The following is a 19,244-nucleotide window of genomic DNA, read 5'->3' as shown; positions in this document are numbered from 1 at the left end:
TTAATCGCGACTAACGGGGCCATGAATCCGCACCCCATCACCGTTACCCGCACGCCCTTTTGACTCCCGCGCGGGCACCGTCGCCAAGAACTCAGATGATTCCAGAACCGTTTTCCGCGAAACCCGCACGAAACATCCGGTGATCATCTTTTAATAAGCACACCGCTCACGGCGGAGCACCGGGTACCCCCGGTTCCCACATCAGGTTCCGCCGACCGCCCGCTTTTACGTCCCGCAAGCACATTCAGGAGTCCACAGTGCGAATCGGAATCCCCATTGAACCGGATGCCCGGCAGCCGCTCGTCGCGGCCACGCCGGACACGGTCGCCAAGCTGATCAAGCTCGGCTACGACGTCGACGTCCAGGCCGGGGCCGGCGACCATGCCGCCTACCCCGACGATCTTTACGTAGCCGCCGGCGCACGACTCGTCGGCGAGGATGTGTGGCGCGCGGACATCATCACCACCCTCGACACCCCGCCACGCGAGTACCGCAACCTGATGAAGCCCGGCGCGATGCTCGTCTCCCGACTGGCCCCGGGCCGCGACCCCGAGCTTGTCGACGACCTCGCGTCCTCGCACTTCACCGCACTCGCGATGGACGCCGTGCCGCGCCTGTCGCGCGCGCAGTCGATGGACGTGCTGTCCTCGATGGCCAACATCGCCGGATACCGCGCCGTGGTCGAGGCCGCCAACTCCTTCGGCCGCCTGTTCACCGGGCAGGTCACCGCCGCGGGCAAGGTCCCGCCGGCCACCGTGTACGTCATCGGCGCCGGCGTCGGCGGCCTCGCCGCCATCGGCACCGCCAACGCCATGGGCGCCATCGTCAAGGCCACCGACCTGCGCCCCGAAGCAGGCGAGCAGGTCGAGTCCATGGGCGCCGAGTTCATCCCCATCCCCGTCGCCGCGGAGAAGTCCACCGACGGCTACGCCAAGGAAATGACTGACGACCAGGCCACCGCCGCCGCGAAGCTCTACGCCGAGCAGTCGGCCGCCGCCGACATCGTCATCACCACCGCGAACATCCCCGGCCGCCAGTCCCCGCGCCTGCTCACCGCCGACGACGTCCGCGCCATGCGCCCGGGCAGCGTCATCGTCGACATGGCCGCGGCCAACGGCGGCAACTGCGAGCTGACCGTGCCCGGCGAGGTCATCGTCACCGACAACGGCGTGACCATCATCGGCCACACCGACCTCGCGGGCCGCCTGCCCGGCCAGGCGTCGCAGCTCTACGGCCAGAACATCGTCAACCTGTTCAAGCTGATCACCCCGGACAAGGACGGCACGCCCATCCTGGATCTCGACGACGAGATCGTCCGAGGAATCACGGTCACGCTGAACGGGGCGTCGTCAAGCAAGGGCGGCGACACCGGCAACGTCGAGGCCGAAACCACCGGCGCGGCGACCGATACCCGCATCCTGTGGCCCCCGCCGCCCGTGCAGGTCTCGGCGACGCCCGCCGCCGCCGCGCAGGAGAAGCTCGCCGCCGCCGCGACCGCCGAAGAGCCCGAAAAGGTCGCGTTCATGGGTGGATCCAAGGCGAAGATCGGGCTCGGCCTGGCCATCGCGCTGGGCGCGGCGGTCATCCTGGCCAGCCCCGCCTCCGTCAGCGTCAACTACATGGTGCTCACCCTGGCCATCGTCCTGGGCTTCTACGTCATCTCCGCCGTCACCCCGCGACTGCACACCCCGCTGATGTCGGAAACCAACGCCATCTCGGGCATCGTGCTCGTCGGCGCGATCCTGGTGGTCAGCTCCACCAACGTGATCGTCAGCTCCCTGGCATTCCTAGCCATCGTCCTGTCGTCGATCAACATCTTCGGCGGCTTCACCATCACCGACCGCATGCTCGGCATGTTCCGCAAGGAGGAGGCGTAAGACATGAGCGCATTCAACGACTTCACGCACGACGTCGCATTCGCCGCCGCAGCAGCGGCCGACGACGCGGCCGCGACCGGCGCAGGCACCGACGTCCTGCTGGACTGGACCAACCGCCTGTCCACGCTCGGCTACATCGCCGCGGCACTGCTGTTCATCATGTCCCTGGCCGCCCTGTCCAAGCCGGAAACCGCCCGCCGCGGCAACACGCTGGGCATGACCGGCATGGGCATCGCGGTGCTCATCGCGATTTTCCAGGCCACCGCCACCGCGGCCCGCGACACCACCGGCGAGCACATGGGCCCGCTGGTCACCATCATCCTCATCGGCCTGGCCATGGCGCTGGGCGGCATGTTCGGCGTGTGGCGCGCCCGCTCGGTCGAGATGACCGGCCTGCCGCAGCTGATCGCCTACTTCAACGGCTTCGTCGGCCTGGCCGCCGTGTTCATCGGCTTCAACTCCTTCATGGAGGACGGCGGCCTGACCGGCAACGCGCAGGCCTTCCACCTCGGCGAGGTGTTCCTGGGCACGTTCATCGGCGCGGTGACCTTCTCCGGCTCGATCATCGCCGGCCTGAAGCTGGCGGAGAAGATCAAGGGCGCCCCGGTGCTGCTGCCGGCGCGCAACCTGCTCAACCTCGCGATCCTGGTCATTTCCGTGGCGCTGATGGTCGTGTTCATCATCGTCGGCGACGGCTCGGTGGCGTGGATCGCCCTGGGCGCCATGACCGCCCTGGCCCTGTTCCTCGGCTGGCACCTGGTCATCGCCATCGGCGGCGGCGACATGCCGGTCGTGGTGTCGATCATGAATTCCTACTCCGGCTGGGCCGCGGCGTTCACCGGCCTGATGCTGGCCAACCCGCTGCTGATCATCACCGGCGCGCTCGTCGGTTCCTCCGGCGCGTACCTGAGCTACATCATGTGCCAGGCGATGAACCGCTCCTTCCTCAACGTCCTGCTCGGCGGCTTCGGCACCGACGGCGGCGTGGTCGCAGACGGCGGTGAGGCCGGCACGCACACCGAGGTCTCCGCGTCCGAGACCGCGGACCTGCTGAAGATGGCCAAGACCGTCATGATCACCCCGGGCTACGGCATGGCCGTGTCCCAGGCGCAGTACCCCGTCGCCGAGCTGACCCGCACGCTGCGCGAGGCCGGCAAGGACGTCACCTTCGGCATCCACCCGGTCGCCGGCCGCCTGCCGGGCCACATGAACGTCCTGCTCGCCGAGGCCAAGGTCCCCTACGACCTGGTGCTGGAGATGGACGAGGTCAACGACGACTTCGCCGACATCGACGTCGTGCTGGTCATCGGCGCCAACGACACGGTCAACCCGATCGCCGAGCAGCCCGGCTCCCCCATCGCCGGCATGCCGGTGCTGAAGGTCTGGGAGGCCGAGAACGTGGTGGTGTTCAAGCGCTCCATGGGCTCCGGTTACGCGGGCGTGCAGAATCCGCTGTTCTTCAACGACAACACGGACATGCTGCTCGGCGACGCGAAGTCGTCGGTCGAGTCGATCATCTCCGAGCTGAAGTCCGGTTCGGGTGCGGCCGGTGGCGCCGCGCCGAACGCCGGCGGGTCCTCCTCGCGCGACGCGTCCGGTGCCCGCCAGGTGCCCGCGTCCGTGCACCAGAAGTAGCACCGGCCGGGAAGCAGGGCCCGGCCCACCCAAACGAGACCGGCCCGCTTCACCCAAAAAGACGTCGGGTGGACGGAAAGACGTGGTACACCACAACTTTTCGTCCACCCGGCGTCTTTCTGCGTCCGCCTCGGCTTTTACGTCCGGTTCCGCCGACCTCCACCGCGTTTCGCTTGACGACGGCCCGACCTCCTCGACGCCGGACCCGACGAGACCTGCGAGTTGATCGTCGAGGAATTGCCCCGCACCCACCTCGGCCAGCGGTGGCGCGGCGTGCTGCTGCTCCTCACCGGCGACGACATGGGCGGCGACGAGCCCGACGCCCCTCTGCGCGAATCGATCCTGGGCCAGCACGAATTCTTCGCCGACGGCCACTACGGGGTGGTCTCGCCCGAGAGGGTGGCCGTCGTCAAGCAGGCACTGGAAAGCGTCGACGTGGATGCCGCCATCGACGACGGGTCCTCCGCCAAGGGCCTGCGCGGGCTGCTGGGCCGCGGGCGCACGCGGATCCACGGGATCGTCTGCGATCATCCGGCCGAAGCGGTGCGCAGCGCCCACGAGGCGCTGCTGGGCATCTACCGCGATGCGGCGCGGCAGGGGGCGGGCGTGGTCATCGCCATCGGTTAGACGCGGGTTCTCGCTTGACGACGGCCCACGTGGTCCCTGCGGCGGCCTTTTCGTCGGCTACGGGGTCAGAAGTCGGCGACCTCTGGCCACCAGCCGGAGACCCGCGGGTCCCGGCGCGCGGGTCCTAGATGGTCACCACAATGTCGTTGGGCTCCAGGACGTCGAAGAAGTGCACGGCATCCTGGTGCGACAGGTGGATGCAGCCGTGCGAATCCTGCGTGAGGTCGCCCTCGTGGAAGGCGACGCCGGTGGTGGTGAAGTACACCGAGAAGGGCATCGGCTCGTTGTCGAAGACGTAGCTGATCTCGTCGCGGACCTTGCGCTGGACGGTGAATTCGCCGCGCGGGGTCTCGTAGCCGGGCATGCCGGTGGTCGTGGGCACCGGGCCGGCGGTGATGCGGCCGTCTTCCTGCAGCCACGCCAGGCGATTGTCGACGTCGACGCAGGCGCGGGCGTGCGGCGGGCAGGGGTTGTGGACCAGCCGGCCATCCGGGGTGAGGTTCCACTCGTGGAGGGCGGCGTTGACCGTTTCGATGACGTCGGCCTCGTTGGTCGGCCCCGTCGCGCCGACGCGGTCGTGGATTTCGACGTTGCGCGGGAACGGCACGGGCACGCCCACGAGGTGGCGCTGGATCATCTCGCCGCGGGCCTCGGCGGACAGCGGCGCGGGGGCGACGTCGGTGATCGCCGTCGTGGTTTCGTCGGCGGTGAGGATCTCGTCGACGTCGATGGGCCCGCCGAAGGACAGGGCCGCGACGACGCCGAGGGCCAGCACGCCCACGCCCGCGCCGAGCAGCGCCCATTCGCGCCGCGGTGCCGGTGAGGCGGCGCGATGGCGTCCCCGACGGCGGGTGCCGGACGTGGAGGGCCGAGCGCCATCGGGACGGCGCCGAGGGGGCGTCGATGAAGTGTCCACGCACTCCAACGTACCCACATGCTCACGGAACATTGGCCCGCATGTCGGGAAAGGCCCGCACCGTCCACGAGTTCCATCGCTGGTTGCTTGCCGATGACAACCGGGCCATCGTGTCGATCAACTGATCGGCCAGGCGGTGACCTAGCCTTGGCGGGGACGACGGCCGCATGTCACGCGGCCGCCCCGCGAGGAGGACGACCATGGCCGCCCAACATCGACGACCGACGCTGATCGCGCTGCTGATCGGCTTTCTCGTGGGGGCCGCGGCCATGGCCGGGGTGGGCTACGGCCTCGGCTACGTCGGCGAGGGCAGCCGAACGGATCCCAATGCGGCCGCCACCGCTGACGCCGACGCGAGCCTCGCCACCGGCGCCGGTTCCGATGACGCGGGACTCGATTCCGCCGGGACCGACGGGGAGGGCGATGGTGCGGCGGACGGGACGTCGTCAAGCAATCCGCCCGACCCGAACCGCCTGACCGTGACCGTCTCCGGCGACCTGCTGTGGCACGAAGAAGTGTGGGCCTCCGGCGACAACGGCGACGGGACGTGGGATTTCACGGACATGTTCGCCGACGTCAAGCCGATGATCGGGGCCGCGGACTTCGCCGTCTGCCACCAGGAAACCGTCTTCGCGCCGCCCGAGGGTCCCTACCTGGGCTACCCGGGATTCGAGTCGCCGCCGCAGGTCATCGACGCGATCAAGGACACCGGCTGGGACATGTGCACCACCGCCTCCAACCACTCCGTGGACGCGGGGACGGCCGGGCTGATCCGGACGCTCGACACCTTCGACGCCGCCGGCGTGCTGCACTCCGGCGCGGCGCGCAGCCCCGAGGAGATGGACCAGCCGCGAATCTTCACCGCCGCCAACGGCGCGCGGATCGCCGTGGTCACCGGCACGTACGGCACCAACGGCATCCCGGTCGAGCACCCGTGGCTGGTCGGCGGCCTCGACCCGGAAGAACTGCTGGGCAAGGCCGCGGCGGCGCGGGCGGCGGGGGCGGACATCGTGATGGTGGCCATGCACGCCGGAGAGGAAGCCGTCGTCGAGCCGACGCAGCAGCAGGTGGAGCTGGCGCAGATCCTCACCGCCTCCCCCGACGTCGACGTCGTCTACGGCCACCACATCCACGCCGTGCAGCCGATCGAGCAGGTCAACGGCAAATGGGTGATCTACGGGCTGGGCAACATGGTGGCCCACCAGTCGGCGGAGACCGTGCTGTCCTACGAGGGCATCACCGTGGAGCTGGAGTTCCGGCGCGGCGACGACGGCCGTTGGGGCGTGGGCGAGGTGAGCTACGTGCCCACCGTCGTGACGCCGTACCAGGCATTTCCGGTGCGGGTGGCGCCGGTTTCGACGCTGATGGGCCGCGCCGGGGACGGGGCCGAGGGCGATGCCGAACGGGCCCGGCTCGACGCGGCCCTGGAGCGCACGCGCGGGGCGATCTTCAGCCGCGGGCTCGACCCGCAGCTGATCCGCGAGAAGTAGCCGGGGACGCGCTGGTTCAGCGCTTGACCCGGCCGCCGGCGTTCTGCCAGGCGGTGACGCCGCCGGAGAGCCAGTAGGCGTCGAATCCCTGCTTGCGCAGCTGGCTGCAGGCGCGGCGGGCACGGGGGCCGTGGGCGCACACGGCAATGACCGGATGCTTCTTGTTCAGCTCCTTGGCTCGCGCCGGGATCTGCTGAACCGGGATGTGCGACGACTTCTGGGGAGCGGTCAGGCGACGCTCGGCGTCGGTGCGGACGTCGACGAGGCGGGCGCCGTCCTTGCACATCTGCACGGCTTCGGCGCCGCCGAGCTTGTGCTCGGTGCCGAAGAGCTTCGCGAAAAACGACATGGGTTGTGGACCTCCGGGGTGACGACTGCGCGGACGACTACCCGGTGATCATACCCCCTAGGGCATATTGGTTGAGGGGTGGCCGTCGCAAAGCACTACGCGCCAGGTGCCGCGTCCCGCGAATCCCTGCGACTACGGCCCCAACCGTGACCGACCATCGGAGCGAGCACCCACGGCGCGGCGAAAACCATGGCGCCCATCAGCAGCTGCGCAGCCGGGGGCCACAGGCCGGCCAAGGCGCCGAACGCCACGGTCAGCACCGCGCCCGCCGCATACGGCCGCCAGTAGACGGCTCGCTCGAGGTGGGGCCGAATGACACGATCGCGCCCGTCGTCGCCGTACCAGCGGGCGACGCGGGCGTGCTCTTCCGCCCATGCCTCGAACTCGGCCTGGCCGAGGTCCGCGACCACGCGCGCCACGCCCACGTGCCAGAGCAGCCGGACCATGAAGGCGGTGGCCACCGGAAGCAGGACCAGGGCCATCGCCAGCGATCCGGCGTGCAGGCGCGGGTCGTCGACCATCTGGTCCACGAACCCCATGCCCGGCAGGGCCAACCACAGCTGCAGCCACACGATCGCCGTGACGCCAGTGGCGGCGACGGCGGCCTCCCACCACGGGAAGAGATTGCGGATGACCACGTTCAGCGCCATCTGCAGCGCCCACGAGCCGAAGATCAGGGCGCTGGCGAACGCCACGAGAGTCAGGCGGGCGGGGTCGCGGTCGATCGACGCGAGCAGCGCGATGACGAACACCGCCGCCGGCCAATGTCGGGCCAGGCCGGAAAGACCGGCCGGATGGGGCAGTTCGGGCAGCGCGAAGTGCGGAAGGCCGAGGCGGGGAATGCCGGCGCGGCGGAAACCGGCTCGCGGGAAACCGGAGCGGGACGGCTGACGGGGGTCCACGGCCGTCAGCGATCACCGGCTAGATACATAAGCACTCGACATACATTAGACAATCATTCACTCAGGCAATGACGAACCCCGGGAATTCGTAACGGCGGGAGGAACCAACCGAGAAATCAAGGGCCCTGAGGAACCCGGGCGGCGCCTGCACCGACAACTACATCGGCGCCTCGACGCGGATTCCGCGATCGCCGTGCTCGCACACGGTCGACGCCCCGAGTTCCGCAGAGCGACCGGCCGTCGGCGAGCTGCACATCCACCCGTCGAAGTCCACGAACAAGGTGTTGCCGCCGCCCTCGGAGAATTTGCGCGAGTCGTACTCGTCGAGGACCTCCATGGCCTCCTTGCAGGTGATTTCGCCCTCAACGACGTCGGCGAGACGATGGCCCTCCATCGCACCGCACAACATCGGTGCCTGGACCAGGACGTCGGTGCCGGTCTGATATTCGGTGGCGGGCCCGTTGGCCGCGCTCGCCTGGAGCTCTTCGGGATCGAGGACCGGCCCCTCGGTGGTGATGTCGCGGTCGGAGCCCTCAACCTGGATCGCCGCCGCGTCGGATACGCATGCCAGGCGCGAATCGTCGGGCTTGGCACACTTGACCAGGCCGAAGTTGACCCACTGCCCCGTTTCCAACTCGGCCTTCGCCGGCGGGACGCCTTCGACGATGACGTAGGCGACGCCCGCGGATCCGATGGCCACGGCGCCGGGCGGCCCGAAGAAGGGTGGCATGTCGACGTCCGGGATGTCGTCGGCGGGCGTGCCGATGCAGGTCACGAACTCACCGTTGACGAAGCACTCCCCCGTCCTCCCGTCGACGACGTAGGTGAACGACTGCACGCTGTGCTCCCGGAACGTGCTCTGGTCGACTTGCTGCAGCGAAGCGAAATCGACGTCAATGTCTTCCGGTTCCTGCGCGGCGGTCTCCGTGACGGTCACCGTGGAGCGGGTTTCGCTTTCCGACGCGCCCGCCGCCGGAGACGGAGCGGCCTCCGTCTGCGAATCGGCGTCGCCCGCGCAGGAGGCGAGCAGAAGGCCGGTCGCGGCGAGCAGCGCGGCTGCGGCCGTGACTTTGGGAGTCGCGGAGCCGCGGGGGTTCTTCAGCATGGTTTTCATGCCAATAGGTTGCCACGATGTCAGCGTGGCGGCTGGTCGGGGGCATGTACGGCACGGTGCTCCACTTCGGAAACGATCGTGTCCTTCGAACCTCGGTTTTCCCTCGTGACTTCTGCTTCTGCCGCAACGGCATCAGGGAGACCGGCGAAAGACGCTCGACGTGGTTCGAGCCGAGCGATCAGTTGCCCGAGCCCTATCGACTTTTGATCCCCCACGACTTCGTCAAGGGTGGCCGCGGAAACGACGTGAAAATGCCACTGGCTCAGGTCCAAGGGTCCACGTTGGGATTGCCCGGGCTACCCAGCACGCTAAAGACGTATACGTCAGCCGGACGGCTCTTCCCTTCGTCGAACGTGTTCGTTTCGAAGTGCCACGGTCGATGCTCGGCTGCATCGAATCGAATCACCGACGGGCGGACCTGTTTCCACGATTGCCAGTACGAAGAGGATTTGACCTCGACAGTGGTGCCGTCGGCCAGCACCAGATCCCACGCATCCCATTCAACGCGCACGTTCCGAGGATCAACGCCCAATGCCCGCCCAACCAGGAATTCTGCGAGCACGCCACGGAGGGAATTGCTGACCAGATCCGAACTGGACTAACTCCAGAAGTCCAGGACATTCGCCACGTCCCGACCCTCGTCGTCGATGAACCGCTCGGTGCCGTCGAAAAGCCGAACACGGCGTGGAGTTTCCATGCCCTCAGGTTGCCACGATTGCGGCATGGCCGCGGTTCGGGGTGTTGGCCATGCGTTGCATAATTGAATTGCGACCAACCGGGGTGATTCCCACGCCCGGTCGCCCTTTGAAGAGCGTCGGAAGGCACCAATGAAAAAGAAGCTCCTGATCAGCGCACTCGCGGCCGTCCTCATGGTGCTCCCCGCGTGTTCCAACGGCGAGGCGACGGTGGAGACCGTCACCGAAACGACGACCGTTGACAACCCCAAAAAGCCCAACCCGACATCCGGCGATTCCTCGGAAAAGAATGAATCGAAGACCCCCACAACCAGCGCCGGCCACACGGGATATACGGGCGCACCGACCGGGGACCCGACGCCGATCAACAAGTCCATCGCCCGTTGCGCCAAGTCATCCGAGGGCCTGTACGAGCAGGGAACCACGTGGTTCACCGACGGCACGTCCGGGTGGACGCAGTACTGCTCGAACAACTTCCATGACGGCCCGCCGCCGGTGTACGAGCCCCAGGAGCCGTACGCACCGCCGGCGCAGAACACGCCGTCACCGTGGGTGCAGGGTCAGATCGACTGGTCCAACTGTCTCGAGTCCGGCAAATCCGAGGAACAGTGCCGGGCTGAATTGAATTAGCTCTCGGCCGCTCGATGCCTGCGCGGTCCGTCGTAAAGCCGGGGCAAGAAAAAGCGAGACGGACGGAAAGCGTTGACCGACGACCGACCGAGCGGCCACCCGGCGTCTTCCTGCGGTGAGGGGCATCCGCTGCGGCGGCTGGTCGGGAGAATTGAAGTCCGCCCCTCGGCAGGAATGCGGGTTCCACCCGGCTCCACTTGTAATCTCATGCCCATGCACAACGATGCGCCGCAGCCCGACACCCGCACGCGCATTTTGACGTGCTCGCGGGAGCTGTTCAGCCAGCGGTCCTTCGCACAGGTGTCGCTGAAGGACATCGCCGCGGCGGCCAGCGTCAGTTCGGCGCTGATTCTCAAGCATTTCCTCAGCAAGGAGCAGCTCTTCGAGCGCACGGTCGACTTCACCGACAGCGCGTCGGCGCTGTTCACGGGCCCCTTCGATCAGCTGGGCATGACGTCGGTGTTGGAGACGATCTCCGCACCGGACAATGCGCCGTATTCGACGATCCGGATCCTCACGATCACCGATGGCGGCGAGGAGTCCCTTGGCGCGATCGGCCGGCGCATCAAGGAGGATCTGCTGCAGGTGCTCGCGCGGCGGATCGCGAACGAGGCCCCGCACGCGCACCCCTCCCCCGAGCTGCGCGCACAGTCGGCGATGGCGGTGCTCGCCGGGTTGTCGTTCATGCGCCGCGTCGGCGACATCGACTTCGCCGCCTTCGATCGCACCGAGCTCATCGACCACTACGCGGCGATCATCCAGGGCATCGTCGACGGTCGGGAGTAGCAGGTCCGCGGTCGGGGGTGTTCATCGATCACCGCTTTACGACGAAGCCCCACGGCAACGGGCCGCAACACCGTTTCCGCTGGGGTGTTCGGCGTTCGCGATCACAATCCTTTTCCAGTGTGACGCAGGTCTCCGTTAGCGTCTGGGCAGATTCGCGGGAATGTTTCGAATGAAAACTCCCGCGCAGACCCCAGACGACTAGCTCAGGAGCTGAAATGACCCGCACGATCACGCATTTCGTTGACGGCGCCGCCCGCCCCGGCAACGGTGGCCGCACCGCCCCCGTCATGAACCCCTCGACCGGCAAGGAGCAGGCCCGCGTCGAGCTGGCCTCCGCCGCCGAGGTCGACGAGGTCATCGCCAACGCCGAGCAGGCGCAGGTCGGCTGGGCGAAGACGAACCCGCAGAAGCGCATCCGCATCATCATGAAGTGGATCTCGCTGATCAACGACAACATCGACGAGCTGGCCCGCACGCTGTCGCTGGAGCACGGCAAGACCTTCGAGGACGCCAAGGGCGACATCGCCCGCGGCACCGATGTCCTGGAGTTCTCGGTCGGCGCGCCGCACTTCCTCAAGGGCGAGTTCTCCAACTCCGTCGGCACCGGCATCGACGTGTACTCCATGCGCCAGCCGCTCGGCGTCGTCGCCGGCATCACCCCGTTCAACTTCCCGGCGATGATCCCGCTGTGGAAGGCCGGCCCGGCGCTGGCCGCGGGCAACGCCTTCGTGCTCAAGCCCTCCGAGCGCGACCCCTCCGTGCCGGTGCGCCTGGCGGAGCTGTTCATCGAGGCCGGCGGCCCGGCCGGTGTGTTCAACGTCGTCCACGGCGACAAGGAGTCCGTCGACGCGATCCTCGACTCCGAGGTCATCCAGGCGGTCGGCTTCGTCGGCTCGACGCCGATCGCCAAGTACATCTACGAGCGGTGCGCTGCCACCGGCAAGCGCGCCCAGTGCTTCGGCGGCGCGAAGAACCACATGATCATCCTCCCGGACGCCGACCTCGACAGCGCGGTCGACGCCCTCGTCGGCGCCGCCTACGGCTCCGCCGGCGAGCGGTGCATGGCCATCTCGGTGGCCGTGCCCGTGGGCAAGGAAACCGCCGACGCCCTGCGTGCCAAGCTCGAGGAGCGCATCCCGGACCTGAAGGTCGGCCACAGCCTCGACCCGGAGGCGTCCTACGGCCCGGTCGTGGCGAAGCCCGCGCTGGACCGCATTTCCCGGCTCATCGACGAGGGCGAGGCCGCCGGCGCCGAGCTGGTCGTCGACGGCCGCGGCAGGGGCGCCAACGACGCCGAGTTCGACGGCGAGTCGCTGGCCGACGGCTACTTCATCCAGCCGACGCTGTTCGACAACGTCACCACCGACATGTCCATCTACACCGAGGAGATCTTCGGCCCGGTGCTGTGCATCGTCCGGGCGAACGACTTCGAGGAGGCGTTCCGCCTGCCCGACGAGCACGTCTACGGCAACGGCGTGGCCATCTTCACCCGCAACGGCCGCGCGGCCCGCGAGTTCGCCGACCGCATCCGCGTCGGCATGATCGGCGTCAACGTGCCGATCCCGGTGCCGATCGCGTACCACACGTTCGGCGGCTGGAAGGCCTCCGGATTCGGCGACCTGAATCAGCACGGCCCGGATTCGTTCCGCTTCTACACGCGCACCAAGACGGTCACGCAGCGCTGGCCCGACGGCGTCGCCACCGGCGCCGACTTCTCGATGCCGATCATGGACTAGGAGCCGACGATGACCGACACCTCCAACACCACCCCGAACTCGGCCACCACCGTCGCCTTCATCGGACTCGGCAACATGGGTGGGCCGATGGCCGCCAACCTCGCCGCCGCCGGATACGCCGTCCGCGGGTTCGACGTCGGGGCGGAAGCCCAGGCGAAGGCCCGCGAAGCCGGGATCGATATCGTCGACTCCGTCGCCGGCGCGGTCGACGGCGCCGAAATCATCATCTCCATGCTCCCCAACGGGGCCCTCGTGGACTCGGTGGTCACCGAGGCGCTGGCCGTCGCCAAGCAGGGTTCCCTGTTCGTGGACTGCTCGACCATCGCCGTCGACGACGCCACCTCGGTGCGCGACAAGATCGCCGCCGCAGGCTCCGCGTTCATCGACGCGCCGGTGTCCGGTGGAGTCACGGGCGCCGCAGCCGGCACGCTGGCCTTCATGGTCGGCGGCGACGAGCCGGACGTGGCCCGGGCGAATCCGCTTTTCGACGTCATGGGCCGCGCCACCACCCACTGCGGTGCCGTCGGCGCCGGGCAAGCCGCGAAGGTCTGCAACAACATGGTGCTGGCGATCCAGCAGTTGGCGATCGGCGAGGCCATGGTCCTCGGCGAGAAGCTGGGGCTGTCCGCCGAGTCGTTCCACTCCGTGGTGTCGAACTCGACGGGCGCGTGCTGGGCATTGACCGTCAACTGCCCGGTCGCGGGTCCCGTGCCGACGTCGCCGGCGAACAACGGGTTCACGCCCGGCTTCGCCACCGCGCTGATGGTCAAGGACCTCGGCCTGGCCATGGGCGCACTCGACGCCACCGGCGCCTCCGCCCCGCTCGGCCGCACCGCCGCCGAGAAGTTCCGCGAGTTCGCCGACGACGGCAACGCGCACCTCGACTTCTCCGCGATCATCAACACCCTGCGCGAAGGGGACTGACCATGGCCATTGCCCTGATCGGCATTTTCCTGTCGCTCGCGTTCCTCATCTTCTTCGCGTACCGCGGCCATTCCGTGGTCGTCGTCGCGCCGCTGGCCGCTTTGCTGGCCGCCGTGCTCTCCGGCGCTCCCCTGCTGGCCACGTACACGCAGATCTTCATGCCGGCGCTCGGCGGGTTCATCGTCAGCTTCTTCCCGCTGTTCATCGCCGGCGCGATCTTCGGCCACCTGATGACCATCAGTGGTCTGGCGCAGGACCTGGCCGGGGGCATTTCGAAGCTGCTGGGACCGAAGCGGGCGCTGCTGTCGACGGTGCTGGCCACAGCGCTGCTGACCTACGGCGGCGTCTCCGCCTGGGTCGTGGCGTTCACCATCGTTCCGATCGCGGTCGCGCTGTTCAAGGAAGCGGAGATCCCCAAGCGCCTGATGCCCGGCGCGCTGGCGCTGGGCACCATCACCTTCGCACTGGCGGCGCTGCCGGGCAGCCCGCAGGTGCACAACGCCATCCCCACGAAGTACTTCGGCACCACGACGTACGCCGCCCCGATCGCCGGTCTCATCGGCGCGGCCCTGACGTTCACGTTGGGCATGCTGTGGCTGGAGTACCGGGTGCGCCGTCTGAAGGCCGCCGGTGAGATCTTCGAGCCGAAGCCGGATCCGAAGCACGACTTCCACGAGGCGGAGGGCCACGGCAGCACGTCCGAGGCCGAGTCCATCGGCGTCGACCCCGATGCGATGGGCCACGGGGAGACGTCGCCGGTGCTGACCCACGAACGCGACCGGATCCAGAATCCCACGGTCCGCGGCTTGATCGGCTTCCTGCCGATTCTCGTGGTCATCGTGATGAACTACCTGTTCACTTACGTCTTCGCCGACATGATGAATTTCGACTACCTCGCCGAGGAGAAGTTCGGCGGCGTGGAGCTCAGCTCCGTCATCGGCGTCTGGTCCGTCACCGTCGCCCTGGTCACCGCGATCCTGCTGATCTTCGCGCTCAACCCGCGCAAGGCCTCGGACTACGCCCACGGGCTGTCCGACGGCGCCAAAACGGCGATCCTCCCCGCCTTCACCACGGCCTCCGAGGTCGGCTACGGCGCCGTGATCGCGTCCCTGGCCGTGTTCGCGGTGCTGCGCGACGGCATCTTCTCGGTCAGCGACAACGCGCTGGTCGTGTCGATCCTGTCCACCGGCGTGATCTCCGGCATCACCGGCTCGTCGTCGGGCGGCCTGAGCATCACGCTGTCGACGTTCGGCGAGGACCTGCAGCAGATGGCGGCCGCCGGCGGCATCGACATGGAGCTCATGCACCGTCTCACCGCCATGGCGTCGGTCAGCTTCGACTCGCTGCCGCACAACGGCGCGGTGCTGACCATGTTGCTCGTCTGCGGCCTGACCCACCGCCAGTCCTACAAGGACATCTTCATGGTGACGGTCGTCGTGCCGCTGGCCGTGCTGGCCGTGCTCATCCCCCTGACTCTGGGCCTAAGCATCGTGTGATTCCCGGTCGCCGCGCATGCGGCGATCACGAAAGCGGCGAGGTGGATTCGTTCCCCCTCGCCGCTTTTCGACGGCCCGTCGTAAAGCCGCCGCCAGAACCGGCGCCGGTGACCACCATCGCGTGGCGCATTTCGCACGTCATCGTCGGTTGCCTCGGCGCCCGCCTGGCCAATCACTTCGGCGGCCCCGCAGTCGATTACGGCACCTTCGAATACTCGCTCACCGCCGGCGGGGCGCTGGCGCAACTCGACGAGGCCTACGCCGCGTGGATCGGCGCCCTCCATTCGCTTGACGACGCCGCCCTCTCCCTCCCCGTCGGCCCCACCGAAGGTCCATGGGCCGAGCATTCGATGGGGACGCTCATCGCGCACATCAACCGCGACATCATCCATCATGGCGCGGAGATCGCCCTGCTGCGCGACCTCTACGCCCACCGGGACACGCTGGGCGCCGACTGACTGCGCCGTGACCGATGGGCTCGGTGGTCACGGTGGCGCGGGTGGCGGGAACTGCGGAGGGGGCGCCGTGACCGACCTGCCGCTCCCCTACTCCGCGACCTTCGCCAGGGCCTGCTCGATGTCGGCGATGATGTCGTCGGCGTTCTCCAGCCCCACCGAAATGCGCACCAGGCCCGGGGTGATGCCGACGGACTCGAGCTGGTCGTCCGGGACCTGCCGGTGCGTGGTCGACGCCGGGTGCAGCACGCACGACCGCGCGTCGGCGACGTGGACCTGCCGCGCGATGAGCTGCAGCGCGTCCATGAACTTCACGCCGGCCTCGCGACCGCCCTTGACGTCGATGGTCAGCACGCCCGACGCGCCCTCCAGGTACTTCTCCGCCAGGTCGTTGTACGGCGACGACGGCAGCCCCGGGTAGCGCACGTCGGTCAGCACGTCGTCGCGGGTGAACAGGTACTCGGCGACCTTCTGCGCATTCTCGCAATGGCGGCGCATGCGCACGTCCAGGCTTTCCAACGACAGGTTCAGCATGAACGCCGAATGCGCCGACGGGTACGCGCCGAAGTCGCGCTGCAGCTGCATCCGCGCCTTGATCACGAACGGCGCCGCCGCGTAGTCCCTGGTGTAGACGACGCCGTGGTAGGACTCGTCGGGCTCGGTGAACCCGGGGAACTTGCCGTTGGCGTAGTCGAACGTGCCGGCGTCGACGATCATGCCGCCGACCTGCACCGCGTGGCCGTCCATGTACTTCGACGTCGAGTGCAGGACGATGTCGGCGCCGTACTCGATCGGCTTGCACAGCACCGGGGTGGCGAACGTCGAATCGACGATCAGCGGCACACCCTCCCCGTGGGCGATGCGGGCGAACTTCTCCACGTCGAGGACGCTCATGGCGGGGTTGGCGATGATCTCGCCGAACAGCGCCTTCGTGTTCGGCTTGAACGCGGCGGCGATCTCCTCGTCGGAGGCGTTCTGGTCGACGTAGATGACCTCGATGCCGAAGCGCTTCAGCGTCGTGGAGAACAGGTTCGACGTGCCGCCGTAGATCTCCGACGACGCGACGAAGCTGTCTCCGGCCGAGCACAGGTTCATGATGGTCAGCGCCGTCGCCGCCTGGCCCGACGACGTCGCCATCGCCGCGGCGCCACCCTCGAGGTCGGCGATCTTCGCCTCCACCGCCATCACCGTCGGGTTGGCGAACCTCGAGTAGATCAGCGCCTGCGTCGGCTCGTCGAACACGGCCGCGATGTCGTCGGAGGAGTCGAACGTGTACGTCGTCGACTGGACGATCGGCACCTGCCGCGGGTCCTTGTTGCCCGGCGCGTACCCGGAGTGGATGAGCTTCGTCTCGTCGTGCAGCTGAGTTTCGTCGTGCGCGGTCATCTGGGGCCCTTTCGGAGGGGTTTCAGGTCGCATAGCCGATTCCATTCAATCACCATTTTTGCTTGGCGACGCCCGCTCCCCCATCCTCAGCGACGGATTGGCCGGGGCGACGGGAGACGGACTATGGTCGGATGTTCCTGCTCAGAGTCATTTTCAGCGTCTCAGGCGAAGTGGTGAGCACAATCGGCGGCAACTCCGGACGACGTCGTCCCGGCCCAGGTTCAACGACATTTGCGGCGCGGACCATCACGGTCCCGGCAGCCCACGACGGCCGGCGCCTGGACAAGTACATCCGGTCGCAGCTCAAGGGCGTGCCCGCGACCCTGCTGTTCCGCCTGATGCGCGAGGGCAAGATCCGCGTCAACGGGTCGAAGGTGAAGCAGAACCACCGCATCGCGGGCGGCGACGAGCTGACGCTGCCGACCATCACGGTCGAGGCGGGACCATCGCCGCGGCCCGTTGCCCGGCACCTGGTCGACGCGGTGAAAAACGCGATCGTGCACGAGGATGAGGGGCTCATCGTCGTCGACAAGCCCGCGAACCTCGCGGTGCACCGCGGCACCGGGGTCGACGCCGGCGTCATCGAGGCGCTGCGGCGCGCGCGGCCCGACGTGCCCGACCTGGAGCTCGCGCACCGGCTCGACCGCGAAACCTCCGGGCTGCTGATGGTCGCCAAAACCCCGGCGATGCTGCGCCACCTGCAGGAGATCCTCCGCGACCGCGAGCACGAGATCAAGCGGACCTACCTGGCCCTCGTCGAAGGTGCGTGGCCCGATGACCTGCACGTCAGCCACGCTCCGCTGCGGCGGACGTCGCGCGCGACCATCGTCGCACCGGAGCACCGGGGCGGGCAGCGCGCCGAGACCCGCTTCCGCGTCGTCGAACGCCACGGCCGCCGCGCGACGCTGATCGAGGCCCGCCTCTTCACTGGCCGCAAGCACCAGATCCGCGTCCACTGCAAGGACGCCGGCCACCCCATCGGCGGCGATTCCCGCTACGGCTCACGCGCCTTCAACGGCCACGTCCGCGGGCGCGGCATCACCGGCATGCTGCTGCACGCCCACACCCTGCAGATTCCGCTCCCCGACGGTGGCACCCTCCGCCTCACAGCACCTCCGCCCGAGGAATGGGAGCGGTTCTAGCGGCCGTTCGGAATTTCCGCGGCGACGCCGCCGACGTACGCCTCGGGCGGGGTCAACCGCTCGACTGCCAACGCGATGCGCTCGTCGGAGTATTCGCCCAGGCGCATGCTGCGGTGCAGGAGGATCCCCTCGTAGAGGGCGTCGATGACGAAGGTGGTGTCGGCGTCGAAGTGCTCGAGGATCACGTCGCGGCACCGCTGGGTCCACGACGCCAGGATCATCCGGTGCAGCGGCCGCCGCAGCGACAGGGAGTACAGCTCGCTGCCGAGGATGATGTCGCGGCGCGAGTCGGCCGATTCGGTGAGCATCCGCGTCGTCGCGGCGCGGGCGGACTCCAGCGAGTCGGCTGCGGCGTAGTAGTCGCGGAATTCCTGCACGGACCGTTCGGTGTAGTCGAGGAATGCGGCGCTGAGCAGCGCTTCCTTGTCGCTGAAGTAGTAGCTGATCGACCCGAGCGACACCTGCGCGGCCTCGGCGACCTGGCGCATCGACGTTCCGGCGACGCCGTGGGCGACCAGGCAGTCCAGTGCCGCGGCGATGATCCGTTCGCGCCGGCCGGGCGCGTGCGCTCCGCCGGGGTCGGCTGTCGCGTCCTTCTTCATGTGCATGCTCGACCTTTTCGCTTGACGACGGCCCACCGGGGCCACCAGCAGCCTACGCCGAAGCCGCCCGGGTGCGGGCGGCTTCGGCGCGGGTCAGATGCGTTGGGGAATCAGCCGATTCGGAGTGCCGGCTAGGCGACTTCGGCGTCGCGGCGGCCGCGGGGCGCATCCTTCGGGCGGCCGGAGAAGATCTTCCAGATGCCGAAGATCGCGACCAGGGCCCAGACGACCTCGGTGATGAACAGGCCCGGGTTGAACGGCGACAGCGCGGTGTAGACGAAGCCGATGGCGCCGAGGAAGTTGAGCAGCTGGTAGATGACGGAATCGGCCTTGAGGACGCCGAAGTTGAGCAGTCCGAAACCGATGACGAAGCACGCGCCGGCGGCGATGCCGATTTCATAGGAGAAGTTCATTGGGGTGGCCCTTCAGATCAGTGCGGGATCAGTTCAGTGCGGGATCAGTGCGGGATCAGTGCGGGATCA

At 68.2% G+C, this 19,244-nt stretch carries 18 protein-coding genes and 1 pseudogene; 11 read left to right on the top strand and 8 right to left on the bottom strand.

Translation table 11 applies throughout. The features are described from left to right. The first annotated feature begins 257 nt into the window (after positions 1-257). The 3 genes from CX1_RS04585 to CX1_RS04575 all read left to right on the top strand — a co-directional run bounded on the left by CX1_RS04585 (position 258) and on the right by CX1_RS04575 (position 4,139). On the top strand, positions 258-1,877 hold the full coding sequence (locus CX1_RS04585) for a Re/Si-specific NAD(P)(+) transhydrogenase subunit alpha (RefSeq protein ID WP_046651275.1): 1,620 nt from the start codon (positions 258-260) through the stop codon (positions 1,875-1,877). Positions 1,878-1,880: 3 nt separating this feature from the next. Then, positions 1,881-3,512 carry an NAD(P)(+) transhydrogenase (Re/Si-specific) subunit beta gene (locus CX1_RS04580; RefSeq protein ID WP_082719101.1) on the top strand — a complete coding sequence of 544 codons (1,632 nt, stop codon included), beginning with the start codon at positions 1,881-1,883 and terminating at the stop codon, positions 3,510-3,512. A 237-nt stretch (positions 3,513-3,749) separates the two neighbouring features. After that, positions 3,750-4,139: a DUF1877 family protein gene (locus tag CX1_RS04575; RefSeq protein WP_160298036.1), complete on the top strand. Its 390-nt coding sequence runs from the start codon at positions 3,750-3,752 to the stop codon at positions 4,137-4,139. 124 nt (positions 4,140-4,263) lie between these two features. Here the strand turns inward: CX1_RS04575 and CX1_RS12650 are convergent, their stop codons facing one another. Further along, entirely contained in the window at positions 4,264-5,055 is a 792-nt protein-coding gene (locus CX1_RS12650) for a L,D-transpeptidase (RefSeq protein ID WP_244465546.1), read from the bottom strand. Between the two features lie 200 nt (positions 5,056-5,255). On the opposite strand from CX1_RS12650, the gene CX1_RS04565 reads away from it, so the two are divergent. Beyond that, positions 5,256-6,545 carry a CapA family protein gene (locus CX1_RS04565; protein ID WP_052753327.1) on the top strand — a complete coding sequence of 430 codons (1,290 nt, stop codon included), beginning with the start codon at positions 5,256-5,258 and terminating at the stop codon, positions 6,543-6,545. A 16-nt stretch (positions 6,546-6,561) separates the two neighbouring features. Here the strand turns inward: CX1_RS04565 and CX1_RS04560 are convergent, their stop codons facing one another. The 4 genes from CX1_RS04560 to CX1_RS12310 form a co-directional block, all read right to left on the bottom strand. Continuing rightward, the gene (locus tag CX1_RS04560; RefSeq protein WP_046651271.1) at positions 6,562-6,894 is read right to left on the bottom strand and encodes a rhodanese-like domain-containing protein; all 333 of its coding nucleotides are present in this window, start codon (positions 6,892-6,894) and stop codon (positions 6,562-6,564) included. Positions 6,895-6,989: 95 nt separating this feature from the next. Then, a complete protein-coding gene (locus CX1_RS04555; protein WP_046651270.1) occupies positions 6,990-7,796 on the bottom strand; it encodes a hypothetical protein in 807 nt (268 codons plus the stop codon). A 157-nt stretch (positions 7,797-7,953) separates the two neighbouring features. After that, positions 7,954-8,910, bottom strand: a complete 957-nt coding sequence (locus tag CX1_RS04550; RefSeq protein WP_052753326.1) for a hypothetical protein — start codon at positions 8,908-8,910, stop codon at positions 7,954-7,956. Between the two features lie 262 nt (positions 8,911-9,172). Next, complete coding sequence (locus CX1_RS12310; RefSeq protein WP_146780619.1) at positions 9,173-9,472, bottom strand: hypothetical protein; 300 nt, start codon at positions 9,470-9,472, stop codon at positions 9,173-9,175. A 265-nt stretch (positions 9,473-9,737) separates the two neighbouring features. Between CX1_RS12310 and CX1_RS04545 the strand changes: the two genes are divergently transcribed. From CX1_RS04545 to CX1_RS04520, 6 genes and pseudogenes are all read left to right on the top strand, one after another. Then, entirely contained in the window at positions 9,738-10,235 is a 498-nt protein-coding gene (locus CX1_RS04545) for a hypothetical protein (protein WP_046651269.1), read from the top strand. Between the two features lie 213 nt (positions 10,236-10,448). After that, a complete protein-coding gene (locus CX1_RS04540; protein ID WP_046651289.1) occupies positions 10,449-11,021 on the top strand; it encodes a TetR/AcrR family transcriptional regulator in 573 nt (190 codons plus the stop codon). Between the two features lie 215 nt (positions 11,022-11,236). Then, positions 11,237-12,757, top strand: coding sequence for a CoA-acylating methylmalonate-semialdehyde dehydrogenase (locus CX1_RS04535; RefSeq protein WP_060925330.1), 1,521 nt, complete (start codon positions 11,237-11,239; stop codon positions 12,755-12,757). A gap of 9 nt (positions 12,758-12,766) precedes the next feature. Next, on the top strand, positions 12,767-13,681 hold the full coding sequence (mmsB, locus tag CX1_RS04530) for a 3-hydroxyisobutyrate dehydrogenase (protein WP_046651268.1): 915 nt from the start codon (positions 12,767-12,769) through the stop codon (positions 13,679-13,681). Between the two features lie 2 nt (positions 13,682-13,683). Next, a complete protein-coding gene (locus CX1_RS04525) occupies positions 13,684-15,177 on the top strand; it encodes a GntP family permease (protein ID WP_060925329.1) in 1,494 nt (497 codons plus the stop codon). Positions 15,178-15,263: 86 nt separating this feature from the next. Further along, positions 15,264-15,635: pseudogene (locus CX1_RS04520) on the top strand (DinB family protein); the annotation flags it as partial. Between the two features lie 87 nt (positions 15,636-15,722). On the opposite strand, the gene CX1_RS04515 reads toward CX1_RS04520, so the two are convergent. Further along, a complete protein-coding gene (locus tag CX1_RS04515) occupies positions 15,723-17,018 on the bottom strand; it encodes an O-acetylhomoserine aminocarboxypropyltransferase/cysteine synthase family protein (protein WP_211255278.1) in 1,296 nt (431 codons plus the stop codon). Positions 17,019-17,191: 173 nt separating this feature from the next. On the opposite strand from CX1_RS04515, the gene CX1_RS04510 reads away from it, so the two are divergent. Next, a complete protein-coding gene (locus CX1_RS04510) occupies positions 17,192-18,160 on the top strand; it encodes an RluA family pseudouridine synthase (RefSeq protein WP_244465545.1) in 969 nt (322 codons plus the stop codon). Here CX1_RS04510 and CX1_RS04505 read toward each other — a convergent pair. Next, positions 18,157-18,762 carry a TetR/AcrR family transcriptional regulator gene (locus tag CX1_RS04505; RefSeq protein WP_046651285.1) on the bottom strand — a complete coding sequence of 202 codons (606 nt, stop codon included), beginning with the start codon at positions 18,760-18,762 and terminating at the stop codon, positions 18,157-18,159. The genes CX1_RS04510 and CX1_RS04505 overlap by 4 nt on opposite strands. A 131-nt stretch (positions 18,763-18,893) precedes the next feature. Continuing rightward, positions 18,894-19,175, bottom strand: a complete 282-nt coding sequence (locus CX1_RS04500; RefSeq protein WP_046651267.1) for a CBU_0592 family membrane protein — start codon at positions 19,173-19,175, stop codon at positions 18,894-18,896. Positions 19,176-19,244 lie beyond the last annotated feature (69 nt).

This window comes from Corynebacterium xerosis NBRC 16721 = ATCC 373 (genome assembly GCF_001552415.1).
Taxonomy (GTDB): domain Bacteria; phylum Actinomycetota; class Actinomycetes; order Mycobacteriales; family Mycobacteriaceae; genus Corynebacterium; species Corynebacterium xerosis.
The sequence above is the reverse complement of the archived record's forward strand: the minus strand, read 5'-3'. Positions and strand labels throughout refer to the sequence as shown.